We start from the raw sequence: 17,573 nt of genomic DNA on the forward strand, positions 1-17,573 counted from the left end.
CCATGCTGCGTAACGCACTTCATCTCGTCATCTTCCTCGCCGGCCTGGTTGCCGCACTCTGGATCGGCATCGGTTACATCGGCAGCCATGCCGTCGGTGCCACGGTCGCCTTCGTCATTGCCGCCTGCTACCTCGCCGGCGGCATGGAACTGCTGCGTTATCGACGCTCCAGCACGGCCTTGGCGCAGGCGCTGGACGATCCCGCCGCCGCCACCGACCTCCCGGCATGGCTGCAGCGGCTGCCGGCCGAACTGCGCAGCGCGGTACGCCTGCGCGTGGATGGCGAGCGCGTCGCCCTGCCCGCCCCGGCGTTGACGCCCTACCTGGTGGGCCTGCTGGTGCTGCTGGGCATGCTGGGTACGCTGCTGGGCATGATGGCAACCCTGCGTGGCACCGGCATCGCACTGGAAAGCGCCACCGACCTGCAGGCAATCCGCGGTTCGCTGGCCTCACCGGTGGAGGGGCTGGCGGTGGCGTTCGGAACCTCCATCGCCGGCGTGGCCACCTCGGCGATGCTGGGCCTGCTGTCGTCGCTGCTGCGTCGCGAGCGGCTGGCAGTCACCCAGGCGCTGGACCTGCGCATCGCCACCGACCTGCATCGCCATACCCAGGCATGGCAGCGCGCCGAGACCCTGCGCCTGCTGCAGCTGCAATCGGACGTGATGCCGGCGCTGGTGGACCGGCTGCAGGTGCTGGTCGACGACGTACGGCAGGCCAGCAACAACAGCCATGAGCAGTTGCAGGCACGGCAGGCCGCCTTCCATGCGTACGGTGAAGCCAGCCAGGCACAGCTTGCCACGTCCCTTGAACAGTCATTGCAGCGCGGCGTGGAAGCCGGTGCACTGGCCATCGGTGGCGCACTGGCCCCCATGCTGCGCAGCACGCTGGACGGCCTGGCTGCCGAAAGCGCACGCACCCAGGCCAGCATCACCGATGCCGTGCAACAGCAGGTGACCGGCCTGCAGCAGGGTTTCGAACGCGCCAGCGCGACGGCAGGCAACGCCTGGTCGTCAGCGCTAGCCAGCCAGCGCGAGGCCAATGCCGAACTGGTCGACGCCCTGCGCACCATGCTGCAGCAGTCCGCAGCCACGCAGCAACAGGGCGCAGCGGAGCTGGTGGACAGCATCGGACAACGCCTGCAGGCCAGCAACGAAGTGCTGGCAGAAAACTGGCAGGCCATCACCCGGCAGCAGCAGGACGCCCATGCTGCGCTGGCCGAGCACAACGCCCAGTCCTGGCAGCATGCCGCTGCCGGGCACAGGCAGCAGGCGGAAGCGCTGCTGGCACGCCTGGAGGCAGGCAACACGCAGTTGCAGGAGCGCATCGGCGAAGGCGACGCACGGCGCATGGCGGCCTGGTCGCAGGCCTTCACCGCGCTGGCCGACAACGCCGGCGCGCAATGGCGTCGCGACAGCGAGGAGGTCGCGCAACGACAGCAGGATATCTGCGACGCACTGGAGCGCGCTGCAGCCCGTATGGGCACCGAGGCACAGGCCCACGCCAGCAGCACCATCGCCGAAATCGGCCGCCTGGTCGACGCGGCAGCCGAAGCGCCGCGTGCCGCGGCCGAGGTCGTGGCCGAGCTGCGCGAACGCCTGTCCGACAGCCTGCTGCGCGATACCGCCCTGCTCGATGAGCGCACCCAGCTGCTGGGTACGCTGGGTACCTTGATGGATGCCATCAACGTTGCATCGACCCAGCAACGCGTTGCCGTGGATGGCCTGATCGAACAGGCCGGCGCGCTGCTGGAACGCACCGGGGCGCAGTTCGGCCAGCAGGTGCAGGCCAATGCCGAGGTGATGGACGGGCTGGCGACGCAGCTGGCTTCCGGCGCCGGCCACGTTACCGCCCTGGCACAGGGGCTGGAAGGCGCGGTCACCACCTTCTCTGCCAGCAGCGACGGCCTGTCCGGCCACCTGCAGCAGCTCGCCGGCGCGCTGGATGCTTCGCTGCAGCGCAGTGATGAGCAGCTGGCGTATTACGTCGCGCAGGCGCGCGAGGTGGTCGACCTCAGCCTGCTGTCGCAGAAACAGGTCATCGACGAACTGAAGCAGCTGTCGGCCACGGCAGGCAAGGCATGAGCGAAGAGATCGACATCGACGGCGAATCGTCCGCGCCGATCTGGGCCGCGTTCGGTGACCTGATGTCGGTGCTGCTGGGAGCGTTCGTGCTGATCCTGGTCGGGGTGGTCGCGGTGCAACTGGAACTGTCCGGACGCCTGGACCAGGAAGTGAAGCAACGCCAGGCCGCCGAACAGCGGCGGCAGACGCTGGAGCAGGCATTGGCCGGCCCGCTGGCGGCTGGCCGGGTCACCCTGGTGGACGGACGCATCGGCATCCGCGGCAACGTGCTGTTCGCGCTCAATTCCGACCAGTTGCAGCCGGAAGGCCGCGAGGTCCTGCGCAGCCTGGCGGGTCCGCTGAAAGGCTGGCTGGCCAGCCAGGAAGAAATCCTGATGGTCAGCGGTTTCACCGACGACCAGCCGGTGCACGAGAACAACCGCCAGTTCGCCGACAACTGGGAACTGTCCGCGCAGCGCTCGCTCACCGTCACCCGCACGCTGATCGCCGAGGGCGTCCCGGCCAACACGATATTCGCCGCAGCGTTCGGTGCAGGACAGCCGGTCAGCTCCAACGCGGACGAAGAAGGTCGTGCGCGCAACCGGCGCGTGGAGATTGCCCCGGTCGCACGGCCCGGCACCCGGGATGCAGTCGATGGGCACTGACCGCCATGATGGATTGGCCGGCCTGGTAGCACGACTGGATGCCGGGTCGCGTTCGGCGGCCACGTTTCCGGAACTGCCGGCGCTGGCTGACATGCGCATCCAGTGGGAGCAGCTGCATGCGGACAGTCGCCTGCGCATCACCCTGCAGCAGGCCCCGGCCGAAGGCGGGCCGCTCAACTCGGCGGTGCTGGTGCATCGCATGCTGACGTTGATGCAGGAAACCTCGCCCGGCTACCTCCGCCACTTCGTGGCCTATGCCGATGCGCTGTCATGGCTGGAACAGATGCAGCCGTCCGCCACACCGGCCAAGCGCAGGCGCTAACCGCCCACGCATCGCGCCCGTCCGGGTGGTAGTGACGGGCCATGCCCGTCTAGGCGGTGGCACAGACCCTGCCCGTCCGGGCGGTAGCAACATACCCTGCCCGTCCGATCGGCGGTGACAGACCCTGCCCGTCCGATCGGTAGTGACGGGCCATGCCCGTCACCGGCACAAGCAGCGGGGCATCGCCCCGCGCTGCCATCAGGCTTCGCGCAACGCCTGGCGACGGGTCAACTCACTGAAGCGCGACAGTGACATCAGGTGCTGGTGCACCAGCGCCAGCCACCCCTTGCGGTGCCAGTCCAGCACCACCGCATCGGGCAGCTTCTGGAACTTCTCCACGTCCACCACGCTGAAGCCCTGCAGGGTCATCTCGCGACCATTGGGCAGGCGCACGTTGGCGTTGCGGACCACCAGCAGGTCCTGTTCCACCAGTGCCTTGGAGAACGCCTGGGTCTGCTCATGCTCGCCGGTGAAGCGGCCGCAGAACTCCAGTGCCTGCTGCACCATCTCGCTCGCCTTGCCGTCTTCGAACAGCGGATTGCCTTCTTCGCCGCCCTTGACCAGGCGGTCGCTGTCTTCGTCGATGCCGAGCACGAAGTTCTTGCCGCCGTCGGTGTCGATGAAGATGAAGGGGTGGCGGCGCACATAGGCGGGGACATAGGTGTCCTCTTCCCACTGGCCGTCGGCGATGAACAGGTTGTCCTCGGTGATGCCCAGCGCGGCCATCGGCACGGCAGCCGGCCCGGCGAACAGGATCGGGAAGCTCTGCAGGGCCATCGCGAACTCGCCTACCACCAGCGGAATGGCATTGCTCTTGGCGGCGAACTGCAGCCTGCCCGGCAGGATGCGCAGGTCGGCGTGTGCATCGGACTGCAGCGGCACCGGGCGGCTGTAGAACAAAGGGGTGCCTGCGGCAGGCGCAGTGTCGTTGTCAGTGGTCATCGTGGAAAGCCATCTCTACTCGACGCGCCAGCCATCCCGGGCGCGAATGCGGGTGGAACATGAACCCCGCATTATCATCAAGCCATGTGGCAATCACCACCCTGCCGAAAGGCGCATCATTTCAGCTGCAGCGGATAGCGTTGCCACAGCACGTGCACCAGGAAGCCGGTGAGTTCCGGATCCTTGCCACGGATCGCCGCCCGGATCTTGTCCAGCAGGACCATGTCGCTGCATTTGCGCACATCGGCATGGTTGGCCTGCCCGGCACGGCGTGCCCGGTAGCGCGCGGCGCGCTGGGCATCGCTCATCGCGTACCCGAACTTCGGCGGCCTGCCGCGTTTGCGTGGCAGTGCCAGTTCGAAGGTTCCGGGGTCTTTGTCGTCGCGCATGCGTACGGGGAGGGAAAACGGCCGCGCACTTTATCGTGAGGCATCACTTTAATCCAGTCCCTGGGCGCAAAAAACCCTGAATTTCCCGCCTCCGGACACGATATCGCGCGGCATCGCAACGGGCGAGGCAGGGGCTATTGTGCGAATGGTTCGCAATTGCATTACGCCTCGCGCATGGCTACACTGCGCGCAACCTCATTGAAAGCCGCGCCAGGCGCGCTCGGCCCCCCGGTCCGGGTCGACGCCGGTCGGCACGCGCATGCCCATGACCCGAGCAATTTCCGCCCCATCCCGCCCCTGCCGCCACCCGCTGGCCCTCGCCTGCCTGATGGCTGCACTGTCCCCGGCGCTGCACGCGCAGCAGGCCGCCACCGAGCTCGACGCGGTCAGGGTGAATGCCTACCGCGCCGCCAACAGCGTCAGCGGCGCGACCAAGACCAGCACCTCCGTGGCCGAGACGCCGCAGTCGGTTTCGGTGATCGAACGCGCCGAGCTGGACGCGCGCGGCGTGCAGTCGCTCAACGATGCGATGCGTTACGTGGCAGGCGTCAGCCTGGAAAGTTCGGGCATCGACAACCGGGTCGACGATTTCCGCATCCGTGGTTTCGATGCAGGCAGCTGGGCCAACAACGTCACCCTGGATGGCATGCGCGCACCGCAGGGCAGCCAGTGGAACCGCAGCATGTTCGACAGCTGGAACCTGGAGCGGGTGGAAGTGCTGAAGGGCCCCTCAGCGGTGATGTATGGACAGGTCGCACCGGGCGGCATGGTCAACCAGGTAAGCAAGACGCCGCAGCCGGGCCAGCGCCAGCAGCTGCGCCTCGGACTGGATGCGAACGGCCAGTACAGCGCCGCCTTCGATGTCGGCACCGGGACCGCCGACGATACCCACCTGGTACGCCTGGTCGGCCTGTATCGCGATGGCGACACGCAGATCAAGCATACCTCGCAGGAACACTGGTTCCTTGCGCCCAGCTACACCTGGCAGATGGCCGAACGCACCCGCCTCACCCTGCTCGGCATGTACCAGAAGGATGACGGCGGCGCGACCTACCAGTTCCTGCCGATGGACGGCACGCTGCGTGCCACGCCCCAAGGCCACATGAAGAACACCACCTTCATCGGCGAGCCGGACTGGAACACGTTCGACCGCACGTTGTGGACGGCAGGCTGGATGTTCGAACATGCCTTCAACGACCACCTGACCTTCAGCCAGAGCGCGCGGCGCACGCACGTGGATTCGCTCTATCGCGGCGTGGTCACCTTCGGCGCGCTCAGCGCGGACGGGCGCACGCAGAACCGACGCGGCGTGCAGGGTACCGGCGACTCCGACGGCGATACGTTCGACACGCGCCTGCAGGCCCGCTTCGCCACCGGCAGCGTGGACCACACCGTCGTGGTCGGCTGGGACTGGCAGCGCGCCGACTGGGAGGGCGTGCGCAGTGCCATGAGCAACCCACCCCCGATCGACATCTTCAACCCGGTGTACGGCGGCTACGTCCCCACTGTCGCCTCCGAGGCGCCGACCGGCGGTGTCAACCGGCAGAGCGGCATCTACCTGCAGGACCAGCTGTCCTGGGGCAACTGGCGGATGACCCTCGGTGGACGCTACGACTGGACCAAGGATGACACCAGCAGCTCCACGCGCAACCTCGCCACCGGTGTGGCCCAGCTCACCGGGCGCAGCGTGATCAAGAGCGAAGCGTTCACCGGCCGCGCCGGGCTGCTGTATGTGTTCGACAATGGCCTGACGCCCTATGTGAGCTACGCCGAGTCGTTCCAGCCGTCGACGAAGAGCCCGCTGGACAGCTTTGCCAACACCGCCTTCGAGCCGGTGTCCGGCACGCAGTGGGAAGCCGGCGTCAAATACCAGCCGGCCAACGTCGACGGCCTGGTGACCCTCTCGGCGTTCGACCTGCGCCAGCAGGACATGATCGTCGACGATCCAGACCCCACGCATAACACCTGCGGTGCGACCGGCACGGTGCGATGCGCCATCCAGGGCGATGAAGGGCGGGTACGCGGCGTGGAGCTTGAAGGACGCATCACCCCGTTCGACGGCTTCAGCCTGATCGGCGCGGCAGCCTGGATGGATTCGGAGATGATCCGCTCCGATGCCTACAAGGGCAGGCAACTGGCGATGGTGCCCGACTACACCGCATCGTTCTGGGCCGACTACACCTTCAGCGGCGGTGCCCTGGAGGGGTTGAGCCTGGCCGCCGGCGCGCGCTACAACGGCCGCAGCTTCGGCGACAGCGCGAACCTGTACCGCATTCCGGGCTACACGTTGTTCGACGCGGCTATCCGCTACGACGTCGGTCGCGTGGGCAGCAGCGACCTGCAACTGGCGTTGAACCTGAGCAACATCGCCGATCGCCGTTACGTCTCGACCTGCACCACGGTGTCGTCCTGCTATTACGGCAGCGGCCGCACCGTGATGGCCACCGCGCGGCTGGGCTGGTAACTGCCCTTGGGATGTCGTGGCGCCGAGCCATGCTAGGCGTTGCGTGAAATGAAAAGGGGCGGCCAAAGCCGCCCCATCCGTATTGCATCACTACCCGCAGGAGGTCGTAGCGCCGAGCCATGCCCGGCGTTGCCTGGACCTCGCCGAGCATGGCTCGGCGCTACAGGATGGCATCACGCCGCAGGCGCGTAGCCATGCAGCTGCATGGTGCTGCTGGCCCGTCCCTGGCTCAGCGAACGCAGCGCCGTGCTGTAGCCCTGCAGGCGTGCCAGCGGGGCCAGCCCACTGACCTGCGAACGACCATCCTGCTCATCGATCGCCTGCACCCGTCCATGGCGCCGCTGCAGGTCACCGACCACGTCACCGACACTGCCCGCCGGCGCCAGCACCTGCAGTTCCATCACCGGCTCCAGCAACTGCGTGCCAACCTCGGCCAACGCGGCCTTTACGGCTTCCGCCGCGGCGCGATGGAACGCCTGCTCGGACGAGTCCTTGGCATGGGTCTGGCCATCGACCAGCACCACTTCCACGCCAACCACGGGATGGCCCTGCGGGCCTTCCTGCAGCGCCGAACGCACGCCCAGCTCGACCGCGCGGATGAAGTTGCGCGGCACCGCACCGCCGACGACACGGTCGCTGAACACCACCTCGTCGTCATCGCGCGGCAGCAGATCCAGCACCACGTGGGCGAACTGGCCCTGCCCGCCGGTCTGCTTGACCACCCGTCCCACCACGCCAGGAACTTCCCGGCGGGGTTTTTCCAGGTAGGCCACGCGTGGCTGGCCGACCTGTACCTCGACCTTCCACTCGCTGCGCAGGCGCTCGACCATCACTTCCAGGTGCAGCTCGCCCATGCCCCACACCAGGGTTTCCCCCGTATCACGCTCGGTCTCGACGCGGAACGATGGATCCTCCTGCACCAGGCTGGCCAAGCCCTGGCTGATGCGCAGCAGGTCACTGGCGCGCGCCGCCGACAACCGCCACGCGAGTACCGGCGGCTGCGCCTGGATGGCCTCCAGCAGCAACGGCTGTTCCAACCCCGCCAGCGTTTCACCGCTGCCGGCATCCTTCCAGCCCATCACCGCGACGATGTCGCCCGCTTCGGCCTGGACGATGTCGTGCAACTGGTCGGCCTGCACCCGCACCAGCCGCCCGATCCGCCGCGGCCCATGGTGCGAACTGGACACGCGGTCGCCTACGCGCAACGTGCCCGAATACACCCGCACGAACGCAAGCGCACCCTGCGGCGGATGGGTGACCTTGAACAGCAGTGCCGCCAGCGGCCCTGCGGGATCCGGCGGCAACTGCAGCGATCCGGATTCCAGCGTGGCCGCCACCGATGGACGATCCAGCGGCGATGGCAGGTAGTCGACGATGGCATCCAGCAGCGGCTCCACGCCCTTGCCCTTGAACGCCGCACCAGCCAGCACCGGCACGCCGGCACCGGTCACGGTGATGCGTCGCAGCGCGGCATGCAGCGCCCCGGCGTCGATCTCGGCGTCCTGCAGCCATGCATCGGCCAGCACGTCATCGAGTTCGGCCGCCGCCTGCACCAGCGCGTCACGCTGTGCCTGCCACTGCGGCTGCTGTCCAGCGCTCCATGGCTGGCGCTGCAGCGTGCCGGCTTCATCCCAGCGCAGCAGTTGGCGTTCGACCAGGTCGACCCAGCCTTCAAAGGCACTCTCGCTGCCCAGCGGCAGCCCCAGCGGCAACGGCCTTGCCTGCAGGCGCTCCGACAACTGCGCGACCACCCGCTCGAACGAGGCGCCAACGCGGTCCATCTTGTTGACGAACGCCAGCAACGGCACGCCATGCCGGCGCGCCTGGCGCCAGACGGTTTCCGACTGCGGCTGCACGCCATCCACCGCGGAGAACACCGCCACTGCACCGTCCAGGACACGCAGCGAGCGCTCCACTTCGATGGCGAAGTCGATGTGCCCGGGAGTGTCGATCAGGGTCAGCCGGTGCGCAGGCAGGTCACGGGGCGCCCAATGCGCCTGCACGGCAGCTGCGCCGATGGTGATGCCACGTTCGCGTTCGATGGCCGAGAAATCGGTCGTCGCCGCGCCGTCGTGTACTTCGCCCACGCGATGGATCTGCCCGGTCTTCCACAGCAGGCGTTCGGTAAGCGTGGTCTTGCCCGCGTCGATGTGCGCGATGATGCCGAGGTTGCGGCGCAAGGAAAGGGTATGGGTGTTCATGGGGTGCTCCTGCAATGCCAACCACGAGGGACCGCGTGTCCCGGTTGGCGGCAGGACACGCGGCTAGCGTTCGGTTTCGGCGATCTGGTGCATGGCACGTTCTCCTTCGTCGATTCGGTGTTGCAGGAAACAAAAAAGCGCCCGGTTGGGCGCTCTGCGTGGGGTCAAGGCAACCGTCATGCGGTCAACCGCCTTGTAATCCGCCGGGCAGACGCACCCGTGCCGCGCATGCGCGGGCCAGGATGTGAAACGTCAGCAGCGGAAAGGCGTCCATGGAACTCACCAGGAAGTGGAGCGCGTATTGTGCGCCTGCCAGCGGGGGAAACAAGCGGGAATTGCGTACATGGATGGAACGATGAGGATCTGTGGCGCGCCATCTTTCCGGTGACGGGCATGGCGCTTTCCGGTGACGGGCATGGCCCGTCACTACACCACCACCACCAGCGGTACCGGCCGGCTGGGGTGCTGCAGCACCCGCACCTGCTGCTGGTATACCCGGCCCAGGATGGATTCGGTCAAGACCTGTGCCGGGGTACCGTCCGCCGCCACCCTGCCCTGTTCCAGCAGCACGATCCGGTCGGCATGGCCAGCGGCCAGGTTGAGGTCGTGCAGCACCACCAGCACGCATGCCCCTGCATCGGCCAGGCCGCGCACCCGGCGCAGCGTCCGCTCCTGGTGGCGCAGGTCCAGTGCAGCGGTCGGCTCGTCCAGGAACAGCACCGGGGTGTCCTGTGCCAGCACGCGCGCAAACGTGGTGCGTGCGGATTCGCCCCCGGACAGCTGCTGCACTTCGCGCAGGCGCAGCGCCTGCAGTTCGGCCGCGTCCAGCGCGGACTCGACAAGTCCCGTATCGCGATGCAGGTCCGGCGGATGCGGCAGCCGCCCCATCGCCACCACCTCCTCCACGCTGAAGGCAAAGCGCACCGCGTGCTCCTGCGGCATGACCGCGCGTTCGCGTGCAAGCGCACCGGCGCGCAGCGCGTGCAGGGGGGCCCCGCGCAGCAGCACCTGGCCGGAGTCGGCCGCGAGGTCGCCACAGGCCGCACCCAGCAGCGTGGACTTTCCCGCCCCGTTCGGGCCCACCAGCGCGGTGACGGTGCCGGCCTCGAATGCCAGGTCGATGTCGGCCAGTATCTGCCGCTGTTGCCGGCGTACGCCGACATGCTGCAGGGCAAGCAAGGCGCTCATGACATCGCCTTGCGGCGCTGCTGCAGCACCAGCCACAGGAAGAACGGCGCGCCCAGCGCTGCGGAGAACAGCCCCAGCGGAATCTCCGATGGCGGGTCCAGCGTGCGCGCGGCGGTATCGGCGATCACGATCAGCAATGCGCCCAGCACGCCGGACAACGGCAACAGCCAGCGGTGCCCCGGGCCCACCAGCATCCGCGCGACGTGCGGCACCACCAGCCCGACGAAACCTATCGAGCCCGCAAAGGCCACCGCCGCGCCCACCAGCAGCGCGCTGAACGCCACCAACCGCCGCCGCGTACGGCCAACGTCCAGGCCCAGGTGCTGCGCCTGCCGCTCACCGAGTGCCAGCATGTCCAGTGGCGTGGCCAGGCGCAGCAGGGCGAACGCGCCGATGACGAAAAGCGGCGCGACCGCCGCCACGTCGCTCCAGCTCGCCCTGGCCAACGACCCCATCTGCCAGAACACCAGCGACTGCAGTTCAGCCTCGCTGGCGACATAGGTCAGGAAGCCGATCACCGCCGAACAGAATGCGGCCATCGCGATGCCCACCAGCAACAGGGTCGCATTGCCATGGCCGCGTCCGGGACGTGCCAGCAGGTAGGTGATGCTGATCGCCAGCGCACCGCTGAGGAAAGCCGCCACCGGGATGATCCAGCCCCCTGCGCTGGCGGCACCCAGCACGATGGCGGCCACCGCACCCAGCGCCGCCCCCTGGCTGACGCCGACGATGCCGGGGTCCGCCAACGGGTTGCCGAACAGGCCCTGCAGGCTGGCCCCGGCCATCGCCAGCGCCGCCCCTACCATCGCCCCCAGCAGCACGCGCGGAATGCGCAACTGCCAGACCACCGCGAGGTCGCGTGCACTGACCTGCGCTGCGTCGAGCAGGCCCAGCTTCACCGCGATGGCCTGCAGCACCTCCAGCGGCGGCAGCCGCAGCGGCCCCACCGCGAATGACGCCAGCACCGCGCCCAGCAGCACCGTCGTCACCAGCAGCAGCATCGCCTGGCCGCGCCGCCGCCTGCGTTGCTGCGGCATCCCCACCGAACGCTGCGTCATGCCGGTGGCAGCGCCGCAAGCGCACGCGCCAGGGCCAGCGCACCCGCACCGGAGCCCACGCTGGTGTATTTCAACTGCATGTCCGGCATCACCCAGACGCGGCCGGCCTGCCCGGCAGGGGTCTGCTTCAGCGTCGGGTAGGCCTTCCATATGCCGTCGGCACCACCGAACAACTGCAGGTCATGTTCGGTGACCAGGATGATGTCCGGCGCGGCGGCCACCACGCCCTCGTTGCTGAGCGCCGAGAAATTGGCCACGCCGGCCTCGGTGCCGATGTTGAGGCCGCCAGCCAGCGTGATCAGCTGCCCTGAGGCACTGTCCGCACCCGCCACGGTGGGGCTTCCACCGGCCCCGGTCGCGGAGATGTGGATCACCCGTGGCTTCCACGTGCCCCGCGCAGCGATCGCAGCGGCCGCGTCCAGCTGCGCCTGCACCGCATCGGCAAGCCCTGCCCCTGCATCGGCCAGTCCAAGCGCGGCCGCGACCTTGCGGATCTTGTCCGGCGCCGGCTGCAGGTCGTCGATGATCACCGCATCCTGTCCTACCGTGCGCAACTTGTCGGACAGGTCGCGATGGCGACGCAGGCTGTTGCCCAGGAACAGCGATCCGCCCAGGCTCAGCACGCCCTCCACGCCAGTGGTCTTGTTGAACAGGAACTGGTGTGGCGCCGCCCTGCCTGCCGCCGTGACCGTGTTGGTGGGCGCGGCAAACACCGCGCTGCCCTGCCCCAGGGCCTCGATCACCGCGATGATGTCGTCGCCACCGGCAATGATGCGACCGGGGTCGTCCACCTGCACCTCGACGCCATCATCGGAACGCACGCTGGCTGGCAGCTGCGGGGTTCCTGCCGGAACCGAAGGCACCTGCCCACCATCGAGCCGCTGCCAGCCTTCCGGCAACGCATCGGCGGCATCCACCGCGGCCGACGACGATGCAGGACGCGATGCCGCCCCCCCCCCCGCGTTGGCGGCGTTGTCGGCCTGGCCGTCGCCCGCGCTGCAGGCCGCCAGGCCGAGTGAGAGGGCCAGCGGAACCATCCGCAGGGCGACGATGTGCCTGGTTTTCATTGTTGCTGCTCCTGGACGGGGCGAGCGTTGCCGCCCCGTGTTGCGGCGCTGGCTTACAGCTGGCGCAGCGCGATGCGGGTGATGCGGTCGCCCTTGGGATCTTCGGCGCCCTTGGACTTGTTCACCGCGAATACGTTGCCCTTGCCATCGGCGCGCACGTGGTTGGGGAAGGTGCCGCCTTCCAGGTTGCCCACGACCGTGCCATCGGCGTCGACCACCGTCACCGTGCCGGCGCCGCGGTTGCTGACATAGGCGAGCCCGGCCAGCGGATCGAACGCAACGTTGAGCGCCCCGGCGCCCACCGCCACGTCATGCAGCACGGTGCCGGACGCCACGTCGACGATCAGCAGGTTGTCGCTGCCCTGCGAGGCGACGAACAGGCGGTTGCGCTTCGCATCGTAGGCAACGCCGGAGGCACTGGTGGCGTTGCCCAGTGCGATGACCTTGTCGACCTTGCCGCTGGCCACGTCGATCACCGCCGCTTCGGGCGTACCGATGCTGACGGTGAACAGCTTGCCGGACGGCTCGTCCAGCACCAGGCTCATCGGTACGAATTTTTCGTCGTCCACGCCGGATGTCAGGGTGATCGACTCGAGGGGCTGCAGGGTCCTGGCATCGAACACCGAGAGGTGGTCTTCACCGGTCGCCGAGGCGAAGACCTTGCCGTGCGCGCCGTCCACCACCACGTCGCGCGCATGCGGCACTGCACCCACGTCGAACTGGCGTACCAGCGACAGGTCGGACTGGCGATAAACCGCGACGGTGTTCTGGCGGGTGTTGGTCACCCACACGTTGCCATTGGCATCATCCACGCCGACGCCATACACGGCGTACACGCTGTCGCCCTTGCCACCCGGCACGGTGGCCGGCGTGATGGCCTTGAGCACCTCCAGCGTGGTCGGATCCACCTTCAACAGCTGCGACTGGGTCACCGGCGGACGGCCCACCGCAGAGGTCACGAAGACCGCGTTGCTGGCAGCACTGTAGGCACTCTGGTACAGCCCCTGCACCAGCTTGTTGGATGCGGTGGAGAAGCGCTCCTGGCCACTCAGGGCCAGCTTCGGGGAAACACGCAGCGTGGTCACCGCCGCCGCCGCCGGGCCGCTGGCGCGCGCCACCAGCGGGTGCTGGCCCGGCACCGCGTCGGCCGGGATGGCCAGCTCGGTCTTGAACTGGCCGTTGTCGTCCACGATCAGCGGCGAGCCGGTCAGTACGGCCTGGCCACGCAGCAGTTCCACCTGCTGGCCCGGAACGAAACCGCTGCCGATGATCTCGGCGCTGCCGCCGGCAACCGGATTCTCGCTGCGTGCGGTGAGCTTGCCTTTGAAACCGTTGGCCGGCGCGTCGAACACCGGCTGTGCGGTAGCGCTTGCGGCTAACAGGATGGCGGCGGCCAGGGTGCCGATCCGAAGGGAAGTGCGTGCGGTCATGACATGCTCCTTGCATGGGGTGCGCGGTAGCGCGGTGTGCCATTGCCTTGGCGTCCTGCCCGCGTGCGGGCATTGCCTGGGTGAAAGGTGCGCACGGCCATGCCGTACGCGGAATTCAATGCGCGCCCTGCACCGCGCCGTGGTCGGCGATTCCATACAGCGCCGCCAGCGTGGCCTTGAACGAAGCGGAAAGCATCGGGCCGTGGCCCAGTCCGGGGAACTCGCGATACTGCACCTGCAGCCCGGGCACCGCGGCCAGCCGTCCGGCCAGCGCATGTGCCGCGTCCGACGGCGCACCTCCTACGCGACGCAGATGGGCGACCACGCGGGGATTGGCCATGTCACGTACACCCCGGTTGCCACTGCGTTCATCGCCGCCGAGCATCACCCACAGCTGGATGGGCTGGCCGGCACTGTTGTCGATGAACTGGGTTTCCATGTCGCCCAGCGGTGCGCCCTGGCTCCACCACAGCGATGGACTGGCGGCCACGTACTGCTGGAATGCGGCCGGACGCGTGTACAGGCTGCTGAGCACGAACAGCCCGCCCAGCGAATGCCCCCACAGCGCCTGGCGTTGCGGATCGATGGAGGCGCGGCGCGCGACCTCCGGTTTGACCTGGCGCTCGATGACGTCGAGGAACGCATGCGCGCCACCGCCGACCACCTGCAGTTGCCCGCTTTCGTCGTCTGCGCGATCGATCCACGCGGTGTAGTCGCGGGTGCGCTGCACCGAGTCGATGCGGCGCTCGTTGTCATGGCCGATCAACACCAGCACCGGCGGCGCCGGACTGGCGGCCAGTTCGGCCAGCAACGGCTGGTCCAGCACCATCGCCACGGCATTGCCATCCAGTGCATACAGCACCGGCGCCAGGGCCGTCGATGGCCGCACCGGCACGCCAAGGTTCACCCGCCAGCGGCGCTGCCCATCGGCGCTTTCCACGACGAAACGCTCGAAGCGGTAACTGCTCGCCGGCGCGTCCAGCACGGTCTGGCCGACCAACTGGTCCGGATTGCGCTGCTGCGCCTGGCTGGAGAACGTGGCGGTGGCAGTGAAAGCACAGAGCACGATGAACGTCATCGCACGGCGGAAGACAGGGGGGCGGTGGAACATGCGGGACGACTCACGACAGGATCGCCGGCACCGGCCGGTACCCGGCAAGGCATCGGATGCCTCACGGCCCAGTCTATCAAACGAGAATGGTTATCGCTTGCGATTCACGTGTCGGAATGTTTCCACTGTGTCAGCGGTTACACAGACCGTGCCCGCCGGCACCCGGCAGCTACCGGGCGGTTTCGGCCAGGCGCGCGCCCAGCCACACCAGCAGCAGGCCACCGGCCAGGCTGGCGCCGAGGTAGACCGGCACCATCAGCCCGCGATCAGTCCGCGCGAATACCAGCGTTTCCAGCATCAACGAGGAAAACGTGGTCAGGCCGCCCAGCAGCCCGACAACCAGGAAGGCGCGCAGCAACTGCACGTTGCCGCCGCGCTGGTGCAGCCACACCAGCAGGTAGCCGGCAGCGAAGGCGCCGATGAAATTGGCCGTCAGGGTGCCCCAGGGGAAGCCCTGGCCGAAGTTCCTCAACATGGCATCGCCGATGATGAAGCGCAGCGCTGAACCCAGTGCGCCACCGGCCATCACCAGGCCCACCTGCTGCCACCATGCGCCGCCCATCAGCCTTCGTCCTGCTGCTGGCGACCGGATGCCTGGCGTGCCTGTCCGCGCTGCACGCGCAGCCGGTCCAGTTTCTCCTTCAGCTTGATCTCCAGGCCGCGCGCCACCGGCTGGTAATACACCCGCTCGCCCATGGCGTCGGGGAAGCCGGTCTGGTCCAGTGCGATGCCCCCCTCCACATCGTGGTCGTACTGGTACTCCGCGCCGTAGCCGAGGGTCTTCATCAGCTTGGTCGGTGCATTGCGCAGGTGCAGCGGCACTTCCATGGTGCCGGTTTCGCGTACCTCGGCCTTGGCCTGGTTGAACGCGGCATAGCCGGCATTGGACTTGGCCGTGCTGGCCAGGTACAGCACCAGCTGCGCGAACGCCAGCTCGCCTTCGGGGCTGCCAAGCCGCTCATAGATGTCCCAGGCCTCCAGCGCCATGGTCTGCGCACGCGGATCGGCCAGCCCGATGTCCTCGATGGCCATGCGGGTGAGCCGGCGCGCCAGGTAGGAGGGATCGCAGCCGCCATCCAGCATCCGGGTCAGCCAGTACAGCGCCGCATCCGGATTGGAGCTGCGCACCGACTTGTGCAGTGCCGATATCTGGTCGTAGAACTGCTCGCCGCCCTTGTCGAAGCGTCGCGTGCGATCGGCCAGCACCTGCACCAGCGTCTGCGGGGTGATGTGCCCGCCTTCGTCCGCCGCCAGCTCCGCGGCGATCTCCAGCAGGGTCAGCGCGCGCCGCACGTCGCCATCTGCGGCGCTTGCGATCTGCAGCAGCAGTTCCGGCTCTATCTGGATGCCCTCCCCGCCCAACCCACGTTCGCCGTCGTCCAGCGCGCGCTGCAGGGCCTCGACGATGTCCTGCGGCGAGACGCCTTCCAGCACATGCACGCGGCAGCGCGACAGCAGCGCCGAATTGAGTTCAAAGGACGGATTTTCCGTGGTGGCACCGACGAACAGGATGGTGCCACGCTCGATATGCGGCAGGAACGCATCCTGCTGGGCCTTGTTGAACCGATGCACCTCGTCCACGAACAGCACCGTGCGACGTCCTTCGGCGAAACGCTGTGCCGCTTCGGCCAGTACCTGGCGCACTTCCGGCAGGCCGGACAGCACCGCGGAGATGGCACGGAATTCGGCATCGGAGTACTCGGCCAGCAGCAGCGCCAGCGTGGTCTTGCCACAGCCCGGCGGCCCCCACAGGATCATCGAATGCACGCGGCCGGATTCCACCGCGCGGCGCAGCGCGCTCTCCGGCGCCAGCAGGCGTTTCTGCCCGACCATTTCATCGAGCGTGCGCGGGCGCATGCGCTCGGCGAGCGGACGCAGGTGGTCCCGATCCACGCTCAGCAGATCAGGCCCGGGGAATGAAGAAGTGCGTTGTCTGGCCACGCGTCATTGTAACGCGTGGCATGGGCCAGGACGGTAGCGCCGGACCATGCCCGGCGCTACGGCGTCATTCGCCGATGACGTCGGTGCCGGCCGGTGGGGTGAAGCGGAACGTGTCGTTGGCGAACGAGGGATTGCGCTTCCAGCCACTGAAGGTGATGACCGTGCGCTGGCCAACCGCATCGGTGATTTCCATCTTCGACAGCCCCTGCGCGCTGAAGCCCAGCGCGGCATGCTGGAAGCTGGCTTCGGTCTCACGCTTCGGGGTCAGCGACAACCATTCCAGGCCGTCGCGCGCGGCGGCTTCTTCGCTGAGGTCGTACTGCTGTTCCAGCAGCGCCGGGTTGATCAGCGCCGTCAGCGGGCTGTTCTGCTCTTCCTTGCCCTGTGCGCGCACGGTGGCCTGCTCCAGGTCCGGTTCGTGCATCCACACCTTGGTGCCATCGGCAACGATCACCTGCACGTGCGGCTTCTGGTATTCCCAGCGGAACAGCCGCGGCGCGGACAGCGCGACACGTCCACTGGTGGTTTCCTTGACCTTGCCACGGGTGTCGTACACCTGCTGGCTGAACTGCCCGTCCAGGCCCTTCAGCCCGGTGGTGAATGCCTTGAGTTCGTCGCGCGCGCCGGCCCACGCGCTGGTGGACAGCAGGCACGCGCTGGCGAGCGCGGAGGTGGCAAGGAAGCGGCGGAAGCTGGCGTGCATGCGGGTATCCAAGGGAGCTACAGGACAGTAAG

Annotated in this window: 15 protein-coding genes; 4 read left to right on the forward strand and 11 right to left on the reverse strand. The window is 68.1% G+C overall.

The features are described from left to right. Window positions 1-2 precede the first annotated feature (2 nt). From H4O11_RS05005 to H4O11_RS05015, 3 genes are read left to right on the forward strand one after another with little or no spacing between them, the layout of a single operon-like run. Window positions 3-2,081, forward strand: a complete 2,079-nt coding sequence (locus H4O11_RS05005) for a DUF802 domain-containing protein (RefSeq protein ID WP_182338239.1) — start codon at window positions 3-5, stop codon at window positions 2,079-2,081. Further along, complete coding sequence (locus tag H4O11_RS05010; RefSeq protein ID WP_182338240.1) at window positions 2,078-2,725, forward strand: OmpA family protein; 648 nt, start codon at window positions 2,078-2,080, stop codon at window positions 2,723-2,725. Before H4O11_RS05005 ends, H4O11_RS05010 begins: the two co-directional genes overlap by 4 nt. Further along, complete coding sequence (locus tag H4O11_RS05015; RefSeq protein ID WP_182338241.1) at window positions 2,715-3,047, forward strand: DUF2894 domain-containing protein; 333 nt, start codon at window positions 2,715-2,717, stop codon at window positions 3,045-3,047. Before H4O11_RS05010 ends, H4O11_RS05015 begins: the two co-directional genes overlap by 11 nt. A gap of 198 nt (window positions 3,048-3,245) precedes the next feature. Here H4O11_RS05015 and H4O11_RS05020 read toward each other — a convergent pair whose 3' ends face one another. Together H4O11_RS05020 and H4O11_RS05025 are read right to left on the reverse strand one after the other, a co-directional pair. Beyond that, window positions 3,246-3,989, reverse strand: coding sequence for a SapC family protein (locus H4O11_RS05020; protein ID WP_182338242.1), 744 nt, complete (start codon window positions 3,987-3,989; stop codon window positions 3,246-3,248). Between the two features lie 116 nt (window positions 3,990-4,105). Beyond that, window positions 4,106-4,378 carry a hypothetical protein gene (locus H4O11_RS05025; RefSeq protein WP_182338243.1) on the reverse strand — a complete coding sequence of 91 codons (273 nt, stop codon included), beginning with the start codon at window positions 4,376-4,378 and terminating at the stop codon, window positions 4,106-4,108. A 328-nt stretch (window positions 4,379-4,706) separates the two neighbouring features. Between H4O11_RS05025 and H4O11_RS05030 the strand changes: the two genes are divergently transcribed. Continuing rightward, entirely contained in the window at window positions 4,707-6,842 is a 2,136-nt protein-coding gene (locus tag H4O11_RS05030; RefSeq protein WP_182338244.1) for a TonB-dependent siderophore receptor, read from the forward strand. A 173-nt stretch (window positions 6,843-7,015) separates the two neighbouring features. Here the strand turns inward: H4O11_RS05030 and fusA are convergent, their stop codons facing one another. The 9 genes from fusA to lolA form a co-directional block, all read right to left on the reverse strand. Then, window positions 7,016-9,043 (reverse strand): elongation factor G, encoded by a 2,028-nt coding sequence (gene fusA, locus H4O11_RS05035; RefSeq protein ID WP_182338245.1) that lies wholly within the window; start codon window positions 9,041-9,043, stop codon window positions 7,016-7,018. 426 nt (window positions 9,044-9,469) lie between these two features. Further along, window positions 9,470-10,231: a heme ABC transporter ATP-binding protein gene (locus H4O11_RS05040; protein WP_182338246.1), complete on the reverse strand. Its 762-nt coding sequence runs from the start codon at window positions 10,229-10,231 to the stop codon at window positions 9,470-9,472. After that, window positions 10,228-11,268, reverse strand: coding sequence for a FecCD family ABC transporter permease (locus H4O11_RS05045; protein WP_425506005.1), 1,041 nt, complete (start codon window positions 11,266-11,268; stop codon window positions 10,228-10,230). The genes H4O11_RS05040 and H4O11_RS05045 overlap by 4 nt, the downstream gene beginning before the upstream one ends. A 17-nt stretch (window positions 11,269-11,285) precedes the next feature. Next, window positions 11,286-12,356, reverse strand: a complete 1,071-nt coding sequence (locus H4O11_RS05050; protein WP_246333239.1) for an ABC transporter substrate-binding protein — start codon at window positions 12,354-12,356, stop codon at window positions 11,286-11,288. A 53-nt stretch (window positions 12,357-12,409) separates the two neighbouring features. Continuing rightward, entirely contained in the window at window positions 12,410-13,786 is a 1,377-nt protein-coding gene (locus tag H4O11_RS05055; protein WP_182338247.1) for a YncE family protein, read from the reverse strand. Window positions 13,787-13,901: 115 nt separating this feature from the next. Beyond that, a complete protein-coding gene (locus H4O11_RS05060; protein ID WP_182338248.1) occupies window positions 13,902-14,897 on the reverse strand; it encodes an alpha/beta hydrolase in 996 nt (331 codons plus the stop codon). 169 nt (window positions 14,898-15,066) lie between these two features. Further along, window positions 15,067-15,459 (reverse strand): fluoride efflux transporter CrcB, encoded by a 393-nt coding sequence (gene crcB / locus H4O11_RS05065; protein ID WP_182338249.1) that lies wholly within the window; start codon window positions 15,457-15,459, stop codon window positions 15,067-15,069. Further along, window positions 15,459-16,754 carry a replication-associated recombination protein A gene (locus tag H4O11_RS05070; protein WP_246333303.1) on the reverse strand — a complete coding sequence of 432 codons (1,296 nt, stop codon included), beginning with the start codon at window positions 16,752-16,754 and terminating at the stop codon, window positions 15,459-15,461. Before H4O11_RS05070 ends, crcB begins: the two co-directional genes overlap by 1 nt. Window positions 16,755-16,902: 148 nt before the next feature. Then, window positions 16,903-17,541 (reverse strand): outer membrane lipoprotein periplasmic chaperone LolA, encoded by a 639-nt coding sequence (gene lolA, locus H4O11_RS05075; protein WP_182338251.1) that lies wholly within the window; start codon window positions 17,539-17,541, stop codon window positions 16,903-16,905. Between the last annotated feature and the right edge of the window lie 32 nt (window positions 17,542-17,573).

Source organism: Stenotrophomonas tumulicola (assembly GCF_014117215.1).
GTDB lineage: Bacteria > Pseudomonadota > Gammaproteobacteria > Xanthomonadales > Xanthomonadaceae > Stenotrophomonas > Stenotrophomonas tumulicola.

What these genes read in the sequence shown, in the direction of transcription:
- fusA (WP_182338245.1), bottom strand. Translation starts at nt 9,043, where the DNA reads ATGAACACCCATACCCTTTCCTTGCGCCGCAACCTCGGCATCATCGCG.
- H4O11_RS05045 (WP_425506005.1), bottom strand. Translation starts at nt 11,268, where the DNA reads ATGCCGCAGCAACGCAGGCGGCGGCGCGGCCAGGCGATGCTGCTGCTG.
- crcB (WP_182338249.1), bottom strand. Translation starts at nt 15,459, where the DNA reads ATGGGCGGCGCATGGTGGCAGCAGGTGGGCCTGGTGATGGCCGGTGGC.
- H4O11_RS05015 (WP_182338241.1), top strand. Translation starts at nt 2,715, where the DNA reads ATGGGCACTGACCGCCATGATGGATTGGCCGGCCTGGTAGCACGACTG.
- H4O11_RS05010 (WP_182338240.1), top strand. Translation starts at nt 2,078, where the DNA reads ATGAGCGAAGAGATCGACATCGACGGCGAATCGTCCGCGCCGATCTGG.
- H4O11_RS05055 (WP_182338247.1), bottom strand. Translation starts at nt 13,786, where the DNA reads ATGACCGCACGCACTTCCCTTCGGATCGGCACCCTGGCCGCCGCCATC.
- H4O11_RS05020 (WP_182338242.1), bottom strand. Translation starts at nt 3,989, where the DNA reads ATGACCACTGACAACGACACTGCGCCTGCCGCAGGCACCCCTTTGTTC.
- H4O11_RS05005 (WP_182338239.1), top strand. Translation starts at nt 3, where the DNA reads ATGCTGCGTAACGCACTTCATCTCGTCATCTTCCTCGCCGGCCTGGTT.
- H4O11_RS05050 (WP_246333239.1), bottom strand. Translation starts at nt 12,356, where the DNA reads ATGAAAACCAGGCACATCGTCGCCCTGCGGATGGTTCCGCTGGCCCTC.
- lolA (WP_182338251.1), bottom strand. Translation starts at nt 17,541, where the DNA reads ATGCACGCCAGCTTCCGCCGCTTCCTTGCCACCTCCGCGCTCGCCAGC.
- H4O11_RS05030 (WP_182338244.1), top strand. Translation starts at nt 4,707, where the DNA reads ATGGCTGCACTGTCCCCGGCGCTGCACGCGCAGCAGGCCGCCACCGAG.
- H4O11_RS05070 (WP_246333303.1), bottom strand. Translation starts at nt 16,754, where the DNA reads ATGCGCCCGCGCACGCTCGATGAAATGGTCGGGCAGAAACGCCTGCTG.
- H4O11_RS05025 (WP_182338243.1), bottom strand. Translation starts at nt 4,378, where the DNA reads ATGCGCGACGACAAAGACCCCGGAACCTTCGAACTGGCACTGCCACGC.
- H4O11_RS05060 (WP_182338248.1), bottom strand. Translation starts at nt 14,897, where the DNA reads ATGTTCCACCGCCCCCCTGTCTTCCGCCGTGCGATGACGTTCATCGTG.
- H4O11_RS05040 (WP_182338246.1), bottom strand. Translation starts at nt 10,231, where the DNA reads ATGAGCGCCTTGCTTGCCCTGCAGCATGTCGGCGTACGCCGGCAACAG.